At 39.8% G+C, this 17056-nt stretch carries 12 protein-coding genes; 3 read left to right on the top strand and 9 right to left on the bottom strand.

Annotated elements, in window-relative coordinates:
- Positions 1-148 precede the first annotated feature (148 nt).
- The 5 genes from nqrF to Q0954_RS01310 form a co-directional block, all read right to left on the bottom strand.
- Positions 149-1420 carry an NADH:ubiquinone reductase (Na(+)-transporting) subunit F gene (nqrF, locus tag Q0954_RS01330; RefSeq protein ID WP_299452611.1) on the bottom strand — a complete coding sequence of 424 codons (1272 nt, stop codon included), beginning with the start codon at positions 1418-1420 and terminating at the stop codon, positions 149-151.
- Positions 1421-1784: 364 nt separating this feature from the next.
- Positions 1785-3305 carry an N-6 DNA methylase gene (locus tag Q0954_RS01325; RefSeq protein ID WP_299452609.1) on the bottom strand — a complete coding sequence of 507 codons (1521 nt, stop codon included), beginning with the start codon at positions 3303-3305 and terminating at the stop codon, positions 1785-1787.
- 183 nt (positions 3306-3488) lie between these two features.
- A complete protein-coding gene (locus tag Q0954_RS01320; protein WP_299452606.1) occupies positions 3489-5726 on the bottom strand; it encodes a 7TM diverse intracellular signaling domain-containing protein in 2238 nt (745 codons plus the stop codon).
- 47 nt (positions 5727-5773) lie between these two features.
- Positions 5774-7927, bottom strand: a complete 2154-nt coding sequence (locus Q0954_RS01315) for a 7TM diverse intracellular signaling domain-containing protein (protein WP_299452604.1) — start codon at positions 7925-7927, stop codon at positions 5774-5776.
- Between the two features lie 95 nt (positions 7928-8022).
- A complete protein-coding gene (locus Q0954_RS01310; protein WP_299452601.1) occupies positions 8023-8742 on the bottom strand; it encodes a hypothetical protein in 720 nt (239 codons plus the stop codon).
- A gap of 314 nt (positions 8743-9056) precedes the next feature.
- Here Q0954_RS01310 and Q0954_RS01305 point away from each other — a divergent pair, with 314 nt between their 5' ends.
- The gene (locus tag Q0954_RS01305; RefSeq protein ID WP_299452598.1) at positions 9057-10493 is read left to right on the top strand and encodes an aldehyde dehydrogenase family protein; all 1437 of its coding nucleotides are present in this window, start codon (positions 9057-9059) and stop codon (positions 10491-10493) included.
- 52 nt (positions 10494-10545) lie between these two features.
- Here Q0954_RS01305 and Q0954_RS01300 read toward each other — a convergent pair whose 3' ends face one another.
- Positions 10546-11754 carry a cystathionine gamma-synthase gene (locus tag Q0954_RS01300; RefSeq protein ID WP_299452596.1) on the bottom strand — a complete coding sequence of 403 codons (1209 nt, stop codon included), beginning with the start codon at positions 11752-11754 and terminating at the stop codon, positions 10546-10548.
- 264 nt (positions 11755-12018) lie between these two features.
- Here Q0954_RS01300 and Q0954_RS01295 point away from each other — a divergent pair, with 264 nt between their 5' ends.
- Positions 12019-12786 carry a nucleotidyltransferase domain-containing protein gene (locus Q0954_RS01295; RefSeq protein ID WP_299452593.1) on the top strand — a complete coding sequence of 256 codons (768 nt, stop codon included), beginning with the start codon at positions 12019-12021 and terminating at the stop codon, positions 12784-12786.
- A gap of 48 nt (positions 12787-12834) precedes the next feature.
- On the opposite strand, the gene Q0954_RS01290 is transcribed toward Q0954_RS01295, so the two are convergent.
- From Q0954_RS01290 to Q0954_RS01280, 3 genes are all read right to left on the bottom strand, one after another.
- Positions 12835-13791, bottom strand: a complete 957-nt coding sequence (locus Q0954_RS01290) for a succinylglutamate desuccinylase/aspartoacylase family protein (RefSeq protein ID WP_299452590.1) — start codon at positions 13789-13791, stop codon at positions 12835-12837.
- The gene (gene rimK / locus Q0954_RS01285; RefSeq protein ID WP_299452588.1) at positions 13784-14656 is read right to left on the bottom strand and encodes a 30S ribosomal protein S6--L-glutamate ligase; all 873 of its coding nucleotides are present in this window, start codon (positions 14654-14656) and stop codon (positions 13784-13786) included. The genes Q0954_RS01290 and rimK overlap by 8 nt, the downstream gene beginning before the upstream one ends.
- A gap of 125 nt (positions 14657-14781) precedes the next feature.
- Complete coding sequence (locus tag Q0954_RS01280) at positions 14782-15234, bottom strand: RimK/LysX family protein (RefSeq protein ID WP_299452586.1); 453 nt, start codon at positions 15232-15234, stop codon at positions 14782-14784.
- Between the two features lie 516 nt (positions 15235-15750).
- Here Q0954_RS01280 and porV point away from each other — a divergent pair.
- Positions 15751-16920: a type IX secretion system outer membrane channel protein PorV gene (porV, locus tag Q0954_RS01275; RefSeq protein ID WP_299452584.1), complete on the top strand. Its 1170-nt coding sequence runs from the start codon at positions 15751-15753 to the stop codon at positions 16918-16920.
- The last annotated feature ends 136 nt before the right edge of the window (positions 16921-17056 follow it).

Here is a 17056-nt window from a genome sequence, read left to right as displayed (position 1 = left end):
CCCAATCACGGGCTAAATTCTTAGTTGTTGTTGCTAATTTTTAAGCTAGTACCGGAAAGATAGTAAATTAAGGCAGCAGGCAAAAAAAACAGGGACACCTTTGGTATAAGGTGCCCCTGCAAAAAATGTATAGAGTTGTATTTTTGTATCAACCAAAGTCGTCAAAACGAATATTCTCATCAGGAATACCCATATCGTCTAACATCTTAATTACTGCGGCATTCATCATAGGAGGACCACAGAAGTAAAACTCGATTTCATCTGGTTCCGGGTGATCTTTCAAGTAATTGTCGTACAACACCTGGTGAATAAACCCTTGGTAACCATCCCAGTTGTCTTCTTCCATTGGCTCAGAAAGCGCAATGTTGTATTTAAAGTTGGGATATTCTTCTTCAATGTTACGAAAGTGATCAGTATAGAACAATTCACGCTTAGAACGACCACCATACCAGTAAGAAACCTTGCGATGTTTGGTTTTTTCGGTGTGGAATAAATGGAACAAGTGCGAACGTAAAGGAGCCATTCCGGCACCACCACCTATATAAATCATTTCGCGGTCGGTTGGGTTGATATGGAATTCACCATAAGGACCCGAAATAGTTACTTTGTCGCCTGGCTTGCGTGAGAACACATAAGAAGAACAAATACCAGGGTTCACTGCCATCCAATCGTTTTTGGCACGATCCCAGGGGGGCGTAGCAATACGAATATTCAACATAATGATGTTTCCTTCGGCAGGGTGGTTTGCCATAGAGTAAGCACGGAAAATGGGCTCATCATTGACCATTTTGAGTGGCCAAAGGTTGAACTTATCCCAGTCAGGTTTAAATTTGTCTGGTCCGGCAGGATCATCAGGGTGAGGTTTGATGTCCATTGTTTTAAAGTCAACTGTAATCTCAGGAACATCAATCTGAATATATCCTCCTGGATCAAAGTCCATCGTTTCGCCATCGGGCAGTTTTACAACAAACTCCTTGATAAAGGTGGCCACATTATAGTTCGACACCACTTCACAATCCCATTTTTTGATACCAAAAATTTCTTCTGGGATACCAATGCGCATGTCTTGTTTTACTTTTACCTGACAAGCCAAACGAACGTTCTCTTTTTGTTCTTGACGGCTGAGGTGGGGCGCCTCAGTAGGCAATACATCTCCGCCACCATCAAGCACCTGACACTTACACATGGCACACGTACCACCTCCACCACAAGCAGAGGGCAAGAACATACTTTGATTTGACAAGGTAGTAAGGAGCGTAGAACCTGCGGCTACTTCTACCGGGTTTTCTTCGTCTCCATTGATAATAATTTTTACCGGACCGCTTTGTACCAAATATGATTGAGCAAATAAAAGCAGAAATACCAGCAACAAAATTACAAGTGAAAAGGCTGCTATCGCGGCCACAATCGTAATTGTCATAGTAGTGTTTTATTGTAGAATTAAAAATAACTTCTTTTTGTGCTTTTGAGAAACTGTTTGAATTCAATTTACTCAAAAATTCAATGGTTTCTTATTTCAGACGCGCAAATTTATTGAGGATTCGCTTAAAAACCCAACAAATATAATATGATTCAAATAAATTCAGCAATTAAGACAAAAATAGTCTTTAGCAGGTGGTTTTTAGTGGTTGTCTTTTAATGCCAGCCTCTATATTTTGTCTGATGATGAAAGGCTTAACAAGTTAGTTATAGCCTGTTTGACCTTTCTTGACTCACTCAAGCACGAGAGCGCGTTTACCTTTCAACCAATTGTATCTAAAAATGTTTGGTAAAAAACGGACGTTTTACAATCCTTGCGCATTTATGATAAATTGCTGTAGTATTTTTTTGCTGTAGGCTTTCCACCCTCCCCTAAAATCGCGCGCTGATACTTCTATAAAGTCTTCCATTGCCTGAGAGTTAAGCTGGGGCAATAGTCTTTGGTAATCGCCTTGGTACTTGATACAATATCCTGAGTAATAAGTAGTATGGGGGTTGGTGATGTGGATAAAGTTGGGCTTTTTATTCATAGGCGAAAAGATAATTTTTTCACCAAAGCTATTATCCAACCCCTGACTACGCCCAAAAGCATACCAGGCAACCGAGTTGGGTTTGCCATTGTCGCGTTTGTCGAGTTCATTTTTGATGGTAAGCAAATAAGCAAAGGCTTCGGGGTAGTTGCCCGCCAACTCTTTTTCGGGCATAATCACGTGTTTATTTACTGGCTGTCCGTTTTCTTCGGTGGTTTCCAGTTTATAAGGAAACAAAATATAGTCGGTAATGGCGTCTCCTTTTTTAAAGGTGGAAGCCTTGATAATGGGCTTAAGTACTGCCTTTTCTATTTTTACCCGCCCTTTGAGTTTAGTGTCTGCCCAAACAAAAGTATCATCCAACGGCTCTATCGGAAACACATACGCCTTGTCCATCAGCGTAGCCAACCCAGTATGTATTTGGCAAATATCGCCTAGTTTTATCCCCTCAGAGTTCAGTTTTCGGGTAGCAGACAGTTGCCAAATAGCTTTGTCAGTAATTTCTTCTATGGCTACTTCCCGCTCCTGAAAAGCATCTTTATCGATGGCTTGTTGGTATAAAAAAAACTGGTGTTGAGGAGAGTATATTTTCTTGGTAAAAATAGTAATGGCGCTGTAGGTGGTGGCGTTTTGAAAAACCTGGATTTTACCATAATTGGTAATCTGTCGAATGTTTTTGAGGTGGGCAAATGCATCACGCATTGCCTGGGCAGTTTGGGTATAAAAATAGGTATTAGGGGTGATCAAACCACATACTCCGGTAGGAGTCAATAACTTATGGCATAGCTCAAAAAATGCCATATAAATATCGGTAGAACCACTTTTGCAAAAAGAGTAATGGGTTTGAATATATTTTCGTTGGGTTTCGTCCAGGTGTTGTATTCGAATATAAGGTGGGTTACCCACAATAAAATCAAAACGTACTTCTTCGGGATGCTCTATATAATGCAATGAATCGAGCTCATAAATTTTCCAGTTTACCTGAATATTCAGTGGCTTGACCAAGTGGTTCATGTTCTCTATGCACTCTTCAACAGCAGCACCGTCTATGTCCCAACCATAGAGTTGCTCCAGGTTTTTTGCCATGTCTTTCTTGGGCGAAATAGCAATGACCCGTTTGGCGGCTTCTATCAAAAACCGACCATTGCCACAGGCAGGGTCAAGCAAGGGTTTACCCAATATTTCGGCGCGCGAATGATAGTCTATATCATCAAGAATTTTTTCTATGATGAAAGTAGGCGTATAGATTTGTCCGAGAAGCTTTTCCTGAGAATATGTTTTTGCCAATGAACCCATAATAGGCAATGTATAATTTAGATCAATAAAAAAGACGAAGATTGTTTAAATTCCATTTTGCTGGTTTTTTAAACAATCTGCTAAGATAACTTTATCAAAGCAGAAATGTAAATTTTAGAAAGGGTTTTCAAAGGAAATTTAGCGGGTCAATATACCATTGTTTTGCCTAAAATCATTCAAGACTTACCCCACCCTAAGCCCCATAACCAGCATATCATCTAATTGGTCATAAGATTCCATCCACTGAAACATCGTGTCTTTTAAAATGGCTTCCTGACGAGACATAGGCTCGGTATGTATGCTATGAAGCAACTTATAAAAACGCTTGGTGCTAAATTTTTTACCAGCCTCTCCACCAAACTGATCCCTAAAGCCATCAGAAAACAGGTAAAGCGTAGTGGGTACCGAAATGTCTACCAGATGTTTTGAAAAACGCCTGGCTGTTCCACCTATCCCACCCACCGGAAAAATATCTCCTTTGATACTCCTCAACTCACCATTTTGTATCACCACCAAAGAACTAAGCGCCCCAGCAAATTCTATGGTTTTGGCGGTTTGGTCTATCACAGCCAGCGAAACATCCATACCTACACCACTTCTAGCTTCTTGATTATAGATTAACTGTAAAATATTAAAGTTGAGTAGATTCAAAATTTTATCGGCCTCTACTATTCCCCGGTCAAGGACAATTTTATTCAGCGCATCATTGCCTACCATACTCATCAAAGCTCCCGCTACTCCATGCCCGGTGCAATCGGCTGCAACAATTACAACTTTTGAGTTATCATACTGTATTTTACTACGCTGGTAGTCAGCACCTTGGTACATTTTATTTCTCACTAACTGTGCTCTGCGGTTAATTTTGGCAAACCAGTAAAAATCGCCTGAAACCACCTCTTTGGGTTTAAAAAATATAAAGCTCTCTGGGAGCAATGCCTGAATTGCAGTTTTTTGGGGTAAAAAGGCTTGCTGGATATAACGGGCATAGTTGATACTATCCATGATGTCTTTATTTTTCTGCTTAAGGTGATCACGTTGTCGGGTAATTTCATAGTTGGCTTGGGTCAGTTGTTGAGTATGCAGGCTCACTTGCTCTTCCAACAGTTTATTTTGATTTTGCAACAACTTTTGCTTTGCTTTTTGGGTACTGTTGTAGCGATACCCAATGCCTATCGAAAAAATCATCATTTCAAGGGTAAACCCTATTTGTTGTCCCACTCGAAACACATTATTTACAAACAGTTTATTATTAGTGAAGGTAAACACATAGTTGATGATATAGTAACCTGATACACTGAATAAGAGTATAAAGCTCCCTGCTATATACCAGCTGGCAGGTTTGTACCCTTTGCGGTAAATGACCACTGCCTGTAAAAAAAACAAAAAAGGAATGAGGGTAGAAATCAGTATAAAAACGAAGCAAATATCAATTAAATAGGTATACAATGTTTTGGTAAATGCAGATACGGGCACCCATTGATAAGCAAGCAGAAAGTCAATCAAACCATACAACAAAACCCAGCAAAAAAATACCAACAATAAACGGTTGATGCGGGCAAAACGAGGCAAATGTTCTTTCACCTTTAGATAATGTTGTAAAAACACCACAAAGCTGGAGCAGTATAAAAACACAAATATGATCCAGACAGGCACCAGGTGTGCTTTGGTAAAATAAAGAGATAGTAAGTGAAACGAGGTGTCGCTAAAGCCAAGCCAGGTAAATATATAAAAGGTATAGATCAGGTATAAGCGTTCTTTGATTATCAGAAAAAGTAATCCATTGTATACCATCAAAACTACCCAGATGTAAATAAATACCTCGTGTAATTTTACTATGTTTAACACATAGCCCGAAGTTTCGTACACTTTTGCCGGGTATAGGGAAAGCAACACCTCGGCATTAAAAAATGAGCGATAACCCATCTTATAATGGATGTATAGGGTAGTTGCCTGCTGAGCCTGAAGTAGTACTCTTACAAAGTGTTTTCGGTAGCCCCTTACATCTTTTTGTGAAGGATGCACGTGATAACCAGTCTTTTTTAATCCAACTTTGTTTTTTGGGTACTCTACAAACACATCTATGTCAAACGAAGAGGGAAAATACAAAAAGTAGTCTTGGGTAATGGGAGATTGTAAGGTGATTTTTACCCAGCAGCTCTCAAAATGTTCAAGTGGCTGTTGGTGGGTATTGTTGGCAATAAACTTAGAAGAAAATTGCTTTACTTGAGGGTAAGTTAGCTGTTGAGACTGATCGCGTAAGATATGAAGTTGCCTGGTTACGTCATGAAAGCGACCTCCATTGTACGCGGGCAGCTTTGCCAAACTATCTGGTATAATCACTGTTTCCTGAGCCATCACCAAGCTTGATATTCCTAAAAATAACCAATAAAACAAGCAGTATTTCAGATAGTGCACAGGCATAATTTATGGTTTAGCAAAACCTAAATTATACATTTTAAGGCAATTTATCAACTCAGTTTTACTCCTATCACCAATATATCGTCTATCTGTTCGTACTCGCCCTGCATCCATTCGCTCAACGTTTGTTCCAGTATTTCTTTCTGCTCAGGCATAGGCTTTCGGTGTATTTCAGCCAATAATCTTCGGAAACGACGTACCATAAACTTCTTATTGTCTTTGCCCCCAAACTGGTCTTGAAAGCCATCTGAAGCCATATAAAAAGTAGTGGGCTGATCAATGCTTATGCGACAACTGTCATACAACACATCACTGTTATGATGCCTGCCTCCAATAGATGACTTTGTACCCTTGATTACCTTTAGTTCTTCATTTTGTATACAATAAAGTGGGTTCTGGGCTCCAGCAAAGTCCATTGTTTTCTGTTGTTGGTCAATCACCACCAGTGTTATATCCATTCCATCCCTGTTATGGGTCTCATTCTGTTTCAACGATTGTTTTACGTGCACATTCAATTCATGCAAAATAACATCCGCGGCAACTATTTTTTGCTCAAGAATAATCTGGTTAAGTAGGTTATTACCAATCAGACTCATAAAAGCCCCAGGCACTCCATGTCCGGTACAGTCAACCGCAGCTAAAATGAGTTTTTCGTTGGTAAGCCCTTTAAAAACCCGATGTACTCCATCAAAGGTCATGGTTTCTTTATAAAGAGGTTCGGGAGGTGTTTTGGCAAACCAGTAAAAATCACCCGATACAAGGTCTTTGGGATGAAACATTAAAAAACTCTCTGGAAGATCTTCCTGCACCTTTGCCCAACGAGGCAGCATGGCGTTCTGAATTCTTTGTGCATAGTTAATGCTTGCGGTAATGTTATCGTTTTTGCGCTGAAGTTCCCCTCTGGTGTTATCCAATGACTGCGTCCTGTCTATCACTTTCTGCTCCAGGCTTTGGTTCAAGTCGTTCAGTTCAAAAGTGAGGTCTTCTGCCCTGATAAAAGCCTTGGAAAAACGCCCAGATAATACTACGGCTTGTGCCAATACAAATATAAATAACCCCCAAGGGGCATAGTGTCCCGTATCAATGATGTGGTTGGCATATAAAATATCATTGACTATTGACACTGCAATGGCAATGAATCCTAGCAAAAAAGTAAGGGCACCACTTTTTTTGCGAATAGCTGCCAATATTAATACATAAAAAACATAAAGAATGATTAGCAAAGAAAAAAGCTGATAGTAAGGTAAAGTCTTGTTATAAATATAATTATGGCTCAATATCACCAAGGCAGTAAGTGGTGCTACTACTACTGTAGCTATTTTTATGACCACACGCTTAAATTCCTCAGTAAAGAGGCTTCGGATAAACAATAAAAATGTGAAAGTGCCTAAATAATAGGTCAAGTACGACGCTTTTTGGATATGTTCATAAGTAATCCAATTCAAATGACTTGATACGTTAAAAGCGCTCAGGGCAAGCAAGCGTAAGGCAACAATGAAACAGAAAGTACCAAAATAGATGGGGGCAAGGTTTTGACGGCGAAAATAAAACAAACTAAAGTGATACAAAGCAATGATGAACAAGCTTCCCATCAGCAAAAAATCTATGTATATACTGTACTGAAAGTTTTGGGTGAGATAGTCGGCTCTACCTAACTCAATGGCACGCGACAAACCACCTGAGTTGTTATGAAAGCAAGCCACTTGTAAGAGCACTTCTACTGTATCAGATCGAGGCTCAAAGGTATATACCCTGGCGTGAAGCTCAGGGCGAGTAGCCTGAGCAGAAGCCGCAGGGGTACCACTTCCACCCAAATGCTTTCCTTGTACGTATAGCCGATAAGCGGTCTGAATTATTCTGGCGTTGATAGCCAGTGGCTGATTTATTTGAGAAGTATCAAGAACAACCCTAAGGCGATAGGTAGCAAAACCTTTGTCGGGAAGTAGATGTTGGTCAATTGTATACTTAGTCCAGGCTGAGGGTACTTTTACATAGGTCGGGGTTACAGAGGAGGTGTGGTTAGGAAGGTGGTGCTTTTGCCAAAAAAACTCCCACTGTCCGTTGAGAGAAATTTCAGGTTGTTGGTCAAACGACCACTGACGTAAGTCTAAGTAACCCTTGACTGCCTTTGGGCGCTTTTCTGCCTTTTGACACCCCATAACAAACAACAATAAAAAAATACAAGATACCCAAACCTTATTCATTCATTACAATGGTTTTTATGCCTTTTACCATATTAGCAAAAACTCATCCTAATTGCAACACATAGACATATTATAACCTGTAACTATTTATTTTATTAGCGTTTGGCCAACGTCGATTTGTAAAAGCTTTGGGCAAGTTCCTGCAATGCCTTTATACGATTAGATGGGTAATGTTGGTATGCTTTAGATAGCTTGACCAGTGCTTTACCAAATATTTTTTTATTAAAATGATGTACTCCCTGATTATAGTACTGTAAACCAATCAATTGAGATAGGGTAATTTCCTGATTAAACTTATGTTGATTACCCTCAGTGTAATGACGCTCTCTTTTACGAACTACGTATGGATTGTACAAAAAACCGTGGTGTGGGTCAGTAGAATCAAATAGAATTTTGGGGTAATTTTGGGTATGCACTATCAGGTATACATGAAAAGCTGTTTCTCTGATAGAATACTGATAACCTAACTCTTGTAAGATAAGGGCATATAAAGTAGTACCTGATACACAGTTGTATTTTTGCTCTTCGCTAAAAATTTCTGAAAAATCTTGATACATTTCATATTTTTTCAGAAACTTTTTGTGCGTACTAAAAAACAAATACTTTAAAAACTTACGCTCATTTTTATAACGCTTACGCTTGGTTGTCAGGTATTTTATGTAACTCTCCAGCTGCTGGTGTATGTGATGGGTTGATACAACAGGGTTTTGAATGAGTTGAGTAATCCGACGCTTGAGGTATTGGTTGCTTTGAGTAAATCCGGTCATTCCTCCCAACAATCCCCAGGTAACAATAGTAATTATTATCTTTTTCATAATTCCGGGTATTTAATTAAGCATATTAATTTATATTAACATAAATTTAATAATAAATTAATACTAATACTAAATTATCATACGCAAGTCCCTTTAATGAAGTTTAACACATTCTAATATTATGTAATTGTTAAGCAAACAAATTACCCTTTCAGCTTGTTATTTATAGCAGGTCCCTGAAACTTACGCAGGGTTTCGTGCACACATAAACAGCCCTATTATTTCTAATAACGGTAATTACGAAAAAGTATCTATTATATTTTATATATTTGTAAAATACAACTTTCTACTTAAAGCTCGAAAATCAAAATAAAATGAATACAACTATTGATACTCTTCAAGCTCCTTCCACATTTGAGCACATCGACCAGGTTTTTGAGGCGCAGCAAAGAAACGCTCAAGCATTAAAAGCCACCACTGTCAGCCAACGCATTACTAAACTTAAAGCGTTGAAAAAAGCCATTCAAGACAATGCCACCGAACTACGGCAAGCCATTTATAACGACTTTCGTAAGTCGGCCGAAGAAGTAGATGTTACCGAAATATTTGTGGTGTATAAAGCTATAGATCATGTTTGTAGCAAGCTCAAAAAGTGGATGCGCCCCAAAAAAGTAGCTACCCCAAAAGCGCTGTTAGGTACCAGTTCACGCATTATAAAAGAGCCCAAAGGTGTAGCATTGATCATTGCCCCCTGGAACTACCCCTTTCAGTTAACCATTGATCCATTGGTATATGCTATAGCAGCAGGTAATGCCGCTATACTTAAACCCTCGGAGATGACACCACATACATCGGCTTTTATAAAAAAGCTGATAAGGCAGGTTTTCAATGAAAACGAAGTCGCTGTTTTTGAGGGAGACGCAAATGTGGCTCAACACCTGCTCAAGAAAAGGTTTGATCATATATTTTTTACAGGAAGCCCAGCCTTGGGCAAAATCATTATGAAGGCAGCATCAGAACACTTGACTCCGGTCACGCTCGAATTGGGGGGAAAATCACCTACCATTATAGACGATACTACCAATGTAGATGATGCCGCAGAAAAAATTGTATACGGAAAATTTATGAACTGTGGGCAAACCTGTATTGCTCCCGATTATGTATTGGTGCACGAGTCAGTAAGGGAAGCGCTGATAAGTAAAATGAAAGACAAAATTCACCAGTTTTATGGCGAAAACGTGAAAGAAAGCCCTGACCTCACCCGCATTGTCAACGAACGACATTTTACCCGAGTAAAACAATTGATAGATGACGCTGTAGCCAAAGGAGCACAAATAAGTGAAGGGGGCGATATGGACGCCAGTCAACACTATATAGCTCCTACCCTGCTCGAAAACGTTGCCCCTGAAATGGAGGTAATGCAAGAAGAGATCTTTGGGCCAGTACTACCAATTATACCCTTTGAAAATCTACAAGAAGCTACTGACCTGATTAATAGCAAAGCAAAACCGCTTGCTTTATACATTTTTAGCAAAAATAAGCGCAACCAACAGTTTATAATAAACAATACTACTGCTGGGGGAACTACCGTTAATGATACAATGCTACATATTGTCAACCCTCACCTGCCTTTTGGTGGTGTAAATAATAGTGGTATTGGCAAAACACATGGCTACTATGGTTTTGAAGCTTTCTCGAACGAAAGAGCACTACTCAAACAAAGGGTGGGGTTTACTGGCATCAAGCTAATTTACCCTCCTTATACCGACCGGGTACGCAAATTTATCAAGCTATTTATTAAGTGGGCTTAAAACCATAAATCCCCTGACAATTGACTTGTCAGGGGATTTATTATTAGTTTTTTTAAGCTGTTACGCGAGTGATGGCCGCGATAGCCTGACGCAAATCTTCTACCAGGTCGTCAGCATCTTCTATACCCACACTCAGGCGAATCAGGGTTTGTTTCAAACCACGGGCTTCACGCTCTTTTTCTGGAATACTGGCGTGGGTCATAGTAGCAGGGTGTGTACAAAGCGACTCTACTCCTCCCAAAGACTCGCCCAAAGCAAACACCTTGAGGCTTTCCATCAACTGTTTGGCTTCGTTCATGTGGTTGCCTTTTAGGGTAAACGACACCATCCCACCAAAACCACGCATTTGTTTTTTTACTATATCGTATCCTTTATGACTAGGCAAGCCAATCCAATATACTTTATCTACTTTATCGTGATTGTTTAAAAACTCTGCTACGGCTTTGGCATTCAGTTCATGGCGATCCATACGAATATGCAAGGTTTTGATACCACGCAACATTAAAAAGCAATCATTAGGACTGGGTACAGCACCACAAGAGTTTTGGATAAATGCCAGTTGTTCATACAATTCGTCCGAACCGGTCACTAACGCTCCCATCACTACATCAGAGTGCCCTCCTAAGTACTTGGTAGCCGAGTGCATCACCAAGTCAGCCCCTAGGTCAAGCGGGTTTTGTAAGTAAGGGGTAGCGAAAGTATTGTCTACACAAAGTAATACATTGTGTTTTTTAGCAACCTTAGCCAACTCCGCAATATCTATAATGCTCAATAGAGGATTTGTAGGTGTTTCTGCCCAAATAAGCTTGGTATTACTGGTAATAGCCGCTTCTACATTGGACAGATCGCCCATGTCTACAAACTTAGGCTTGATACCCAAAGGCGCATATACTTTAGTTATCAAACGGTAAGTACCTCCATATATATCGTTGCAGGCAATGATTTCATCCCCAGGCTTTAAAATTTTCATTACGGCATCGGTAGCCGACATGCCTGAAGCAAAGCAAAGCCCATGCTTGCCATTTTCGAGCGCTGCCAGATTAGCTTCTAAAGGAGCACGGGTAGGATTTTTGGTACGCGAATATTCATAACCTTGGCGGGGCTTACCTAAACCTTCCTGTACATAAGTAGAAGTTTGAAAAATAGGGGTCATAATGGCACCAGTGGTGGGTTCTGGCTCAACTCCTGCGTGTATGGCTTTAGTTCCAAATTTCATAAGCGTGTATTTATTTGTGTGTTCCCAGGAATAGCTCCAAGCCATTGGCCATAAGTTCCAAGTATTTAAGGGCAAAACTTAACCTAAGTTGTGGCTTTTTACCTAAAACCTGTAAGCTAACTAAAGACAAGTTAAAAGTAAAAACCGAAAAGCTAAAAGATTCGTTTCAGATTGATTATATTAGTTATGTTAAACATGTGCTTTAAGCATAAAATCGGAGCCATACACTATGCCATAGTCATTTAGTCTACCTGCTAATGTAAGACAATAGGCATCACAATTTAATTATCGACTATAAATAACAAGGAAATGCACACGACTATTCAAAATGAACTCGCCAAACTGGAAGAGTCACAAAACATAGAAATCCTCTATGCTTGTGAGTCGGGCAGCCGTGCCTGGGGTTTTCCATCTCCTGACAGTGATTATGATGTCCGTTTTTTTTATCGCCATTCACGCGATAAGTACTTGTCTATTCATCCCCCTGATGATAACATTAACCTGTTTGTTACCAAAGATCTTGATTTCAATGGGTGGGAAATACGCAAAGCTTTGCACTTGTTTGGTAAGTCAAATGTATCTCCTTATGAGTGGATGCAATCGGACACTTTGTACCTACAAAAAACCGATTTTATTGAGCGCTTGAGAGCCATTGCTCCTCAGTACTTTTCACCCAGGGCAGCCATCCATCATTACCTGGGTATTGCCCACAATACTTTTGAAAGTGCTTTAAAAGAGCCTGAAGTAAAGCTTAAAAAGTATTTTTATGCTTTGCGTACTGTATTATCAGCTTACTGGATTGCCCAATACCAAAGTATTCCGCCGCTACAGTTTTACAAACTGTTGCCACTCATAGAAGACGAACAACTGATCAGCATTATTCAGGATTTGCTAGAGCAAAAAGCCAAGGCCAAAGAAGGAGAAACGATCGCTCCAGAACTTTATGTACACGAGTTTATCAAAGAGGGGCTTAAAAAGTGTGAAATTGCGGCTCAGAAGTTCGAGAAACTCACCCCTAACTGGGAACCTTTGAATGCGTTATTTAGAGAAAGCATTGGTGATGGAATGCAGGTGTAAAACAAAAAACCCCATAGTTTTGAGCTATGGGGTTCAATGCTTTGTTATTTATTCAAAAATCTCGACACTTACGTGAAACAAGGCATCTCCCTTATTGACAATTGCTGCCATATTTATATTGAAAATATGACAATCAAATGGGGCAAACACTTTCTTTTCAAACTCACCATAAGGATCTGTAATTCTACCCAAAAGCGTTTTTTTGGTCACTTTGCTTCCGTTAGCAACCAAAGGTTGAAACATTCCAGAAAAGGGGGCACGTATCCATTTAGACTTTTTGATAATCACGGGATGCGCACTACTTGTGGGGGCATCGTCCCGCATTCCCAGATAAGTCATAATATTCAAAGCACCATTTACTCCATGGCTAATGATAAATTGATCGAGGTGTTTTGATTTACCTCCCTCATACAATATCACTGTTTTGCCCATTTTGGTCAAGGTCTCCCGCAACGACTTGGCAATACACCTCGAGTGCAAAATAAAAGGAGCACCAAACACTTTGGCAAGTTCAAACATTTTTTCGTTTCCTAAATCTCCCCTTACATTAGGAAAGTTTTCCCGTGCCGATCCTCCCGCGTGAAAGTCTATCACATAGTCAACCAACGGAGCAATGTCTTTGGTAAAACGATGGGCAAACTGGCTGGCAAGTGATCCACTAGACGACCCAGGAAAAACTCTATTTAAATCACGACCATCGGGAAACTCTCTGGTTTGGTTTAAATAACCAAAAACATTGAGTACAGGAATACATATAACAGTGCCTTTCATAGGCTTGTTATACTTTTTCCGAATAATATCGCGCACGATTGCTACGCCATTTACTTCGTCGCCATGCACACCTCCCATCAATAACAGTGTGGGACCATCTTGCTTGGCGCGTTCTACAATGATAGAAATTTTAAGACTACTTCGGGTATGTAGCTTGGCTACATCCAGCTCTAAAAAAGCACGCTCACCTTTTTTTACTTCTTTCCCCAGAATAACAAATGGTTTGTCAGACATTTCTTTCGATATACCTTATGATTTCTTTAGCAACGTCTTTACCTGTGGCTTCCTCTATGCCTTCTAGCCCTGGCGAAGAGTTAACCTCTAACACCAAAGGGCCACTACTTGCTTGTAACATATCTACTCCGGCCACCCCCAAGCCCATTGCTTTGGCGGCTTTTAATGCTGTGTTTTCTTCTTCGTCCGACAACTGAATCAAAGTTGCCGATCCACCCCGATGCAGGTTTGACCGAAACTCGCCCTCTTTACCTTGTCGCCGCATGGCACCTACCACTACACCGTCTACTACAAAAGCGCGAATGTCAGCACCTCCGGCTTCTTTGATAAACTCTTGAGCTATCACTCTTGCCTTCAAACCATTGAAAGCTTCTATTACCGAGGTTGCAGCATTCTTAGTTTCGGCAAGCACTACGCCCAACCCTTGAGTGCCTTCCAGTAGTTTCAATACCAAAGGTGCTCCTCCAACTGACTCTATCACATGGTGAACATCTTTGGTGTAGTTTGTAAATACTGTTCTGGGTAGCCCTACGCCTGCCCTTGCAAGCACCTGTAGACTGCGCAGTTTATCTCTTGAGCGCACCAAAGCTTGCGACTCTACTGCGGTAAATACTTTCATCATTTCAAACTGGCGTACTACTGAGGTACCATAAAAGGTAACTGAGGCTCCTATACGTGGAATGACTGCATCTATATCGTTCAGATAAGCTCCTTTGTAAAAGATTTTAGGGTTCTTTTTTTCTATCTCGATAATACATTTCAAATGATCTACCACCAGTACTTCATGTCCCCGTTTTTCGCCAACCTCTACCAGTCTTTGGGTAGAATACAGCTTTGGATTTCGTGATAATATTACTAATTTCATAGGTCTCTTTTGGTTGCTGTCTATATTAAAAGGCTTAATATCCTTCAGGATATGTTTAAAACCATAATTTAGAGGCTAATCTCACTATTTTTACTCCCAAAGACAAACTTTAAACATACGTTTACTCATTCCTTTTTCTTGGCGGTTTGTTGCTTTTGTTGAAAGGATACATTTTTCACCGAGGTATCTACCACAAACTTTTTATTAAGGAATTTTCTCCCTAACAAAACCGGGTATTTCATATTACTACGCTCACTCAGGGAAAGTTCTATAGGATACTCTTGCCCAAACATGATGATGATTGTAGAAATAATATAGCGCTCCTCTGATTCTCCAAAAGAGCTCTTAATTACCTTTCTCTCATACTGTTTGGTCTTAAACTTTTTATGTACATACTTAGGATGAGATGGGTCTAATAAGTAGAATTCAATATAAGCCTCCCCTTCTGCTTCTATTTCCTGAATGTCATGACAATGAATACTGGAAGTATAGGCTCCTGTGTCTGTTTTTACACTCAAGTTTTTAAGCATTAACTCTGGAAAGTCAGCCTTATCATATCGCCCTATAACTGTTTTCATGTATGTAGTATATTTATTAAAACATTGCTTACTTCTACCCCAGGTAGGTATCTGATCCAATCTATTATTATTCACCACCAAATCAAAACATTGAGAATGTTTGTTTACTGTCAAAGGCAAAGTTATGCAGGCAAACCTGGGCTCCTTCCCTCTTCTTAGCCATAAGGTCACTTGATGTTTTTTCAAAAAACGCTATAATTTCAACCACCTTTATAAATAACTGATAACAAAACACTTACAGTCAAAAAAACCAACCTTTTATCACCCTAATCATCAATTGATTAGTTTTGTTTTCTCCATTTTTTTCTCACATTTCCAGTATTACCCAATCAGAAACCAGCCACTTATACGTTGCCTGCTTTCACAAAGTTATAAGCAATTACACTTAGAAGTTTATCACCGTAGCGCTGCTATGCTTCAAAAAAAACGCTTTGTTAGCAAACAAAAGCAATCATTTTCATCAACACCCTAAAAGTCGAGATGGCTTCTTATTACTATTTTACAAACACTAGAGCAATGAAAAAAATAACCGTTTTTGTCTTCACCGTTTTACTCATCGCAGTTACCCAACTGGGCTCCGCACAAAGTTTGCAAGGGCAATCGTCTAACAGTCGCCCAGTATCTACTACCTTATCGTTTTTAAGTATTACCCCTGATGCCCGTGCAGCTGGCATGGGAGATGTAGGCGTGGCTACTTCGCCCACTTCTAATGATATATATTGGAACCCCGCCAAATTAGCATTTAATGATTCAAAAATTGGAGCTTCTCTTTCATTTACTCCATGGCTTAGCAAACTGGTCAATGATATGTCTATATCATATTTGGCAGGGCACTACAAACTAGACGACAAGCAAGCCATTGGTTTAGGTGTTCGTTATTTTAACCTGGGGGATATTACTTTTACCAATACTGAAGGAAATATTACAGGTAACTTTGTGCCACGCGAATTTTCTACTGCTTTGACCTATTCGCGTAAGTTATCAGAAAATTTAGGCGTAGCGGTTTCAGGGCGCTATATCCACTCTAATGTCACAGGGGGGATTACTCTAAGCAACCAAGAAGTAAGTAAACCAGTAAATACCGTAGCTGCCGACATTGCGGTGTTTTACACCAAGCCCATCTACATTGCAGGCAAAGAAGTTAAATGGAATTTAGGGGCAAACATCTCTAACATAGGCCCTAAGGTAAGTTATACCGATCAAAATAACCGCGATTTTATTCCTACCAATTTACGTTTTGGAACAGCTTTTACAGTAGACATTGACGAACACCAAAAAATTACCTGGGCTGTTGATTTCAACAAGCTAATGGTACCCACTCCTCCCCAAACTGATGCTCAAGGCAATATTATCAAAGGTACCAGCCCTCGCGACAAGACTTTATTAAGTGGAATGTTTGGTTCGTTTGGCGATGCCCCCGATGGGCTTTCAGAGGAGTTAAAAGAAGTAATTTGGTCTACTGGGGTAGAATATTGGTACCGCAATGCTTTTGTCGCTCGTGCTGGCTATTTTAGCGAAAGTGTAGATAAGGGGAACCGTAAGTATTTTTCGGTAGGAGCTGGAATTAAGTATACCCAATTTGGTTTAGACGTGGCTTATTTGCTTGCCACTGACCAAGCGAACCCCCTGGCTGAAACTTTACGTTTTTCGCTTACATTTGATTTGAGCGGAAAAAAGAAGAAATAAAAGATGTTGAGTAACAACAATCTAAATAAACAGGTGTAAAAGATTTTGTAATGTAAAATGTGTAATAAATTTTAAGGTTAAGCATTTGTGAAATAATACGCTGACTAAACTCCTGAGGCTATGCTTCAGGAGTTTT

This window comes from uncultured Microscilla sp., from assembly GCF_947493425.1.
GTDB lineage: Bacteria > Bacteroidota > Bacteroidia > Cytophagales > Microscillaceae > Microscilla.
Note: the sequence above shows the minus strand (reverse complement) of the source record. Positions and strands in the feature narration are given on the sequence as shown.

Coding starts and splice junctions, on each gene's coding strand:
- nqrF (WP_299452611.1), bottom strand. CDS start 1,420: ATGACAATTACGATTGTGGCCGCGATAGCAGCCTTTTCACTTGTAATT.
- Q0954_RS01325 (WP_299452609.1), bottom strand. CDS start 3,305: ATGGGTTCATTGGCAAAAACATATTCTCAGGAAAAGCTTCTCGGACAA.
- Q0954_RS01320 (WP_299452606.1), bottom strand. CDS start 5,726: ATGCCTGTGCACTATCTGAAATACTGCTTGTTTTATTGGTTATTTTTA.
- Q0954_RS01315 (WP_299452604.1), bottom strand. CDS start 7,927: ATGAATAAGGTTTGGGTATCTTGTATTTTTTTATTGTTGTTTGTTATG.
- Q0954_RS01310 (WP_299452601.1), bottom strand. CDS start 8,742: ATGAAAAAGATAATAATTACTATTGTTACCTGGGGATTGTTGGGAGGA.
- Q0954_RS01305 (WP_299452598.1), top strand. CDS start 9,057: ATGAATACAACTATTGATACTCTTCAAGCTCCTTCCACATTTGAGCAC.
- Q0954_RS01300 (WP_299452596.1), bottom strand. CDS start 11,754: ATGGCTTGGAGCTATTCCTGGGAACACACAAATAAATACACGCTTATG.
- Q0954_RS01295 (WP_299452593.1), top strand. CDS start 12,019: ATGCACACGACTATTCAAAATGAACTCGCCAAACTGGAAGAGTCACAA.
- Q0954_RS01290 (WP_299452590.1), bottom strand. CDS start 13,791: ATGTCTGACAAACCATTTGTTATTCTGGGGAAAGAAGTAAAAAAAGGT.
- rimK (WP_299452588.1), bottom strand. CDS start 14,656: ATGAAATTAGTAATATTATCACGAAATCCAAAGCTGTATTCTACCCAA.
- Q0954_RS01280 (WP_299452586.1), bottom strand. CDS start 15,234: ATGAAAACAGTTATAGGGCGATATGATAAGGCTGACTTTCCAGAGTTA.
- porV (WP_299452584.1), top strand. CDS start 15,751: ATGAAAAAAATAACCGTTTTTGTCTTCACCGTTTTACTCATCGCAGTT.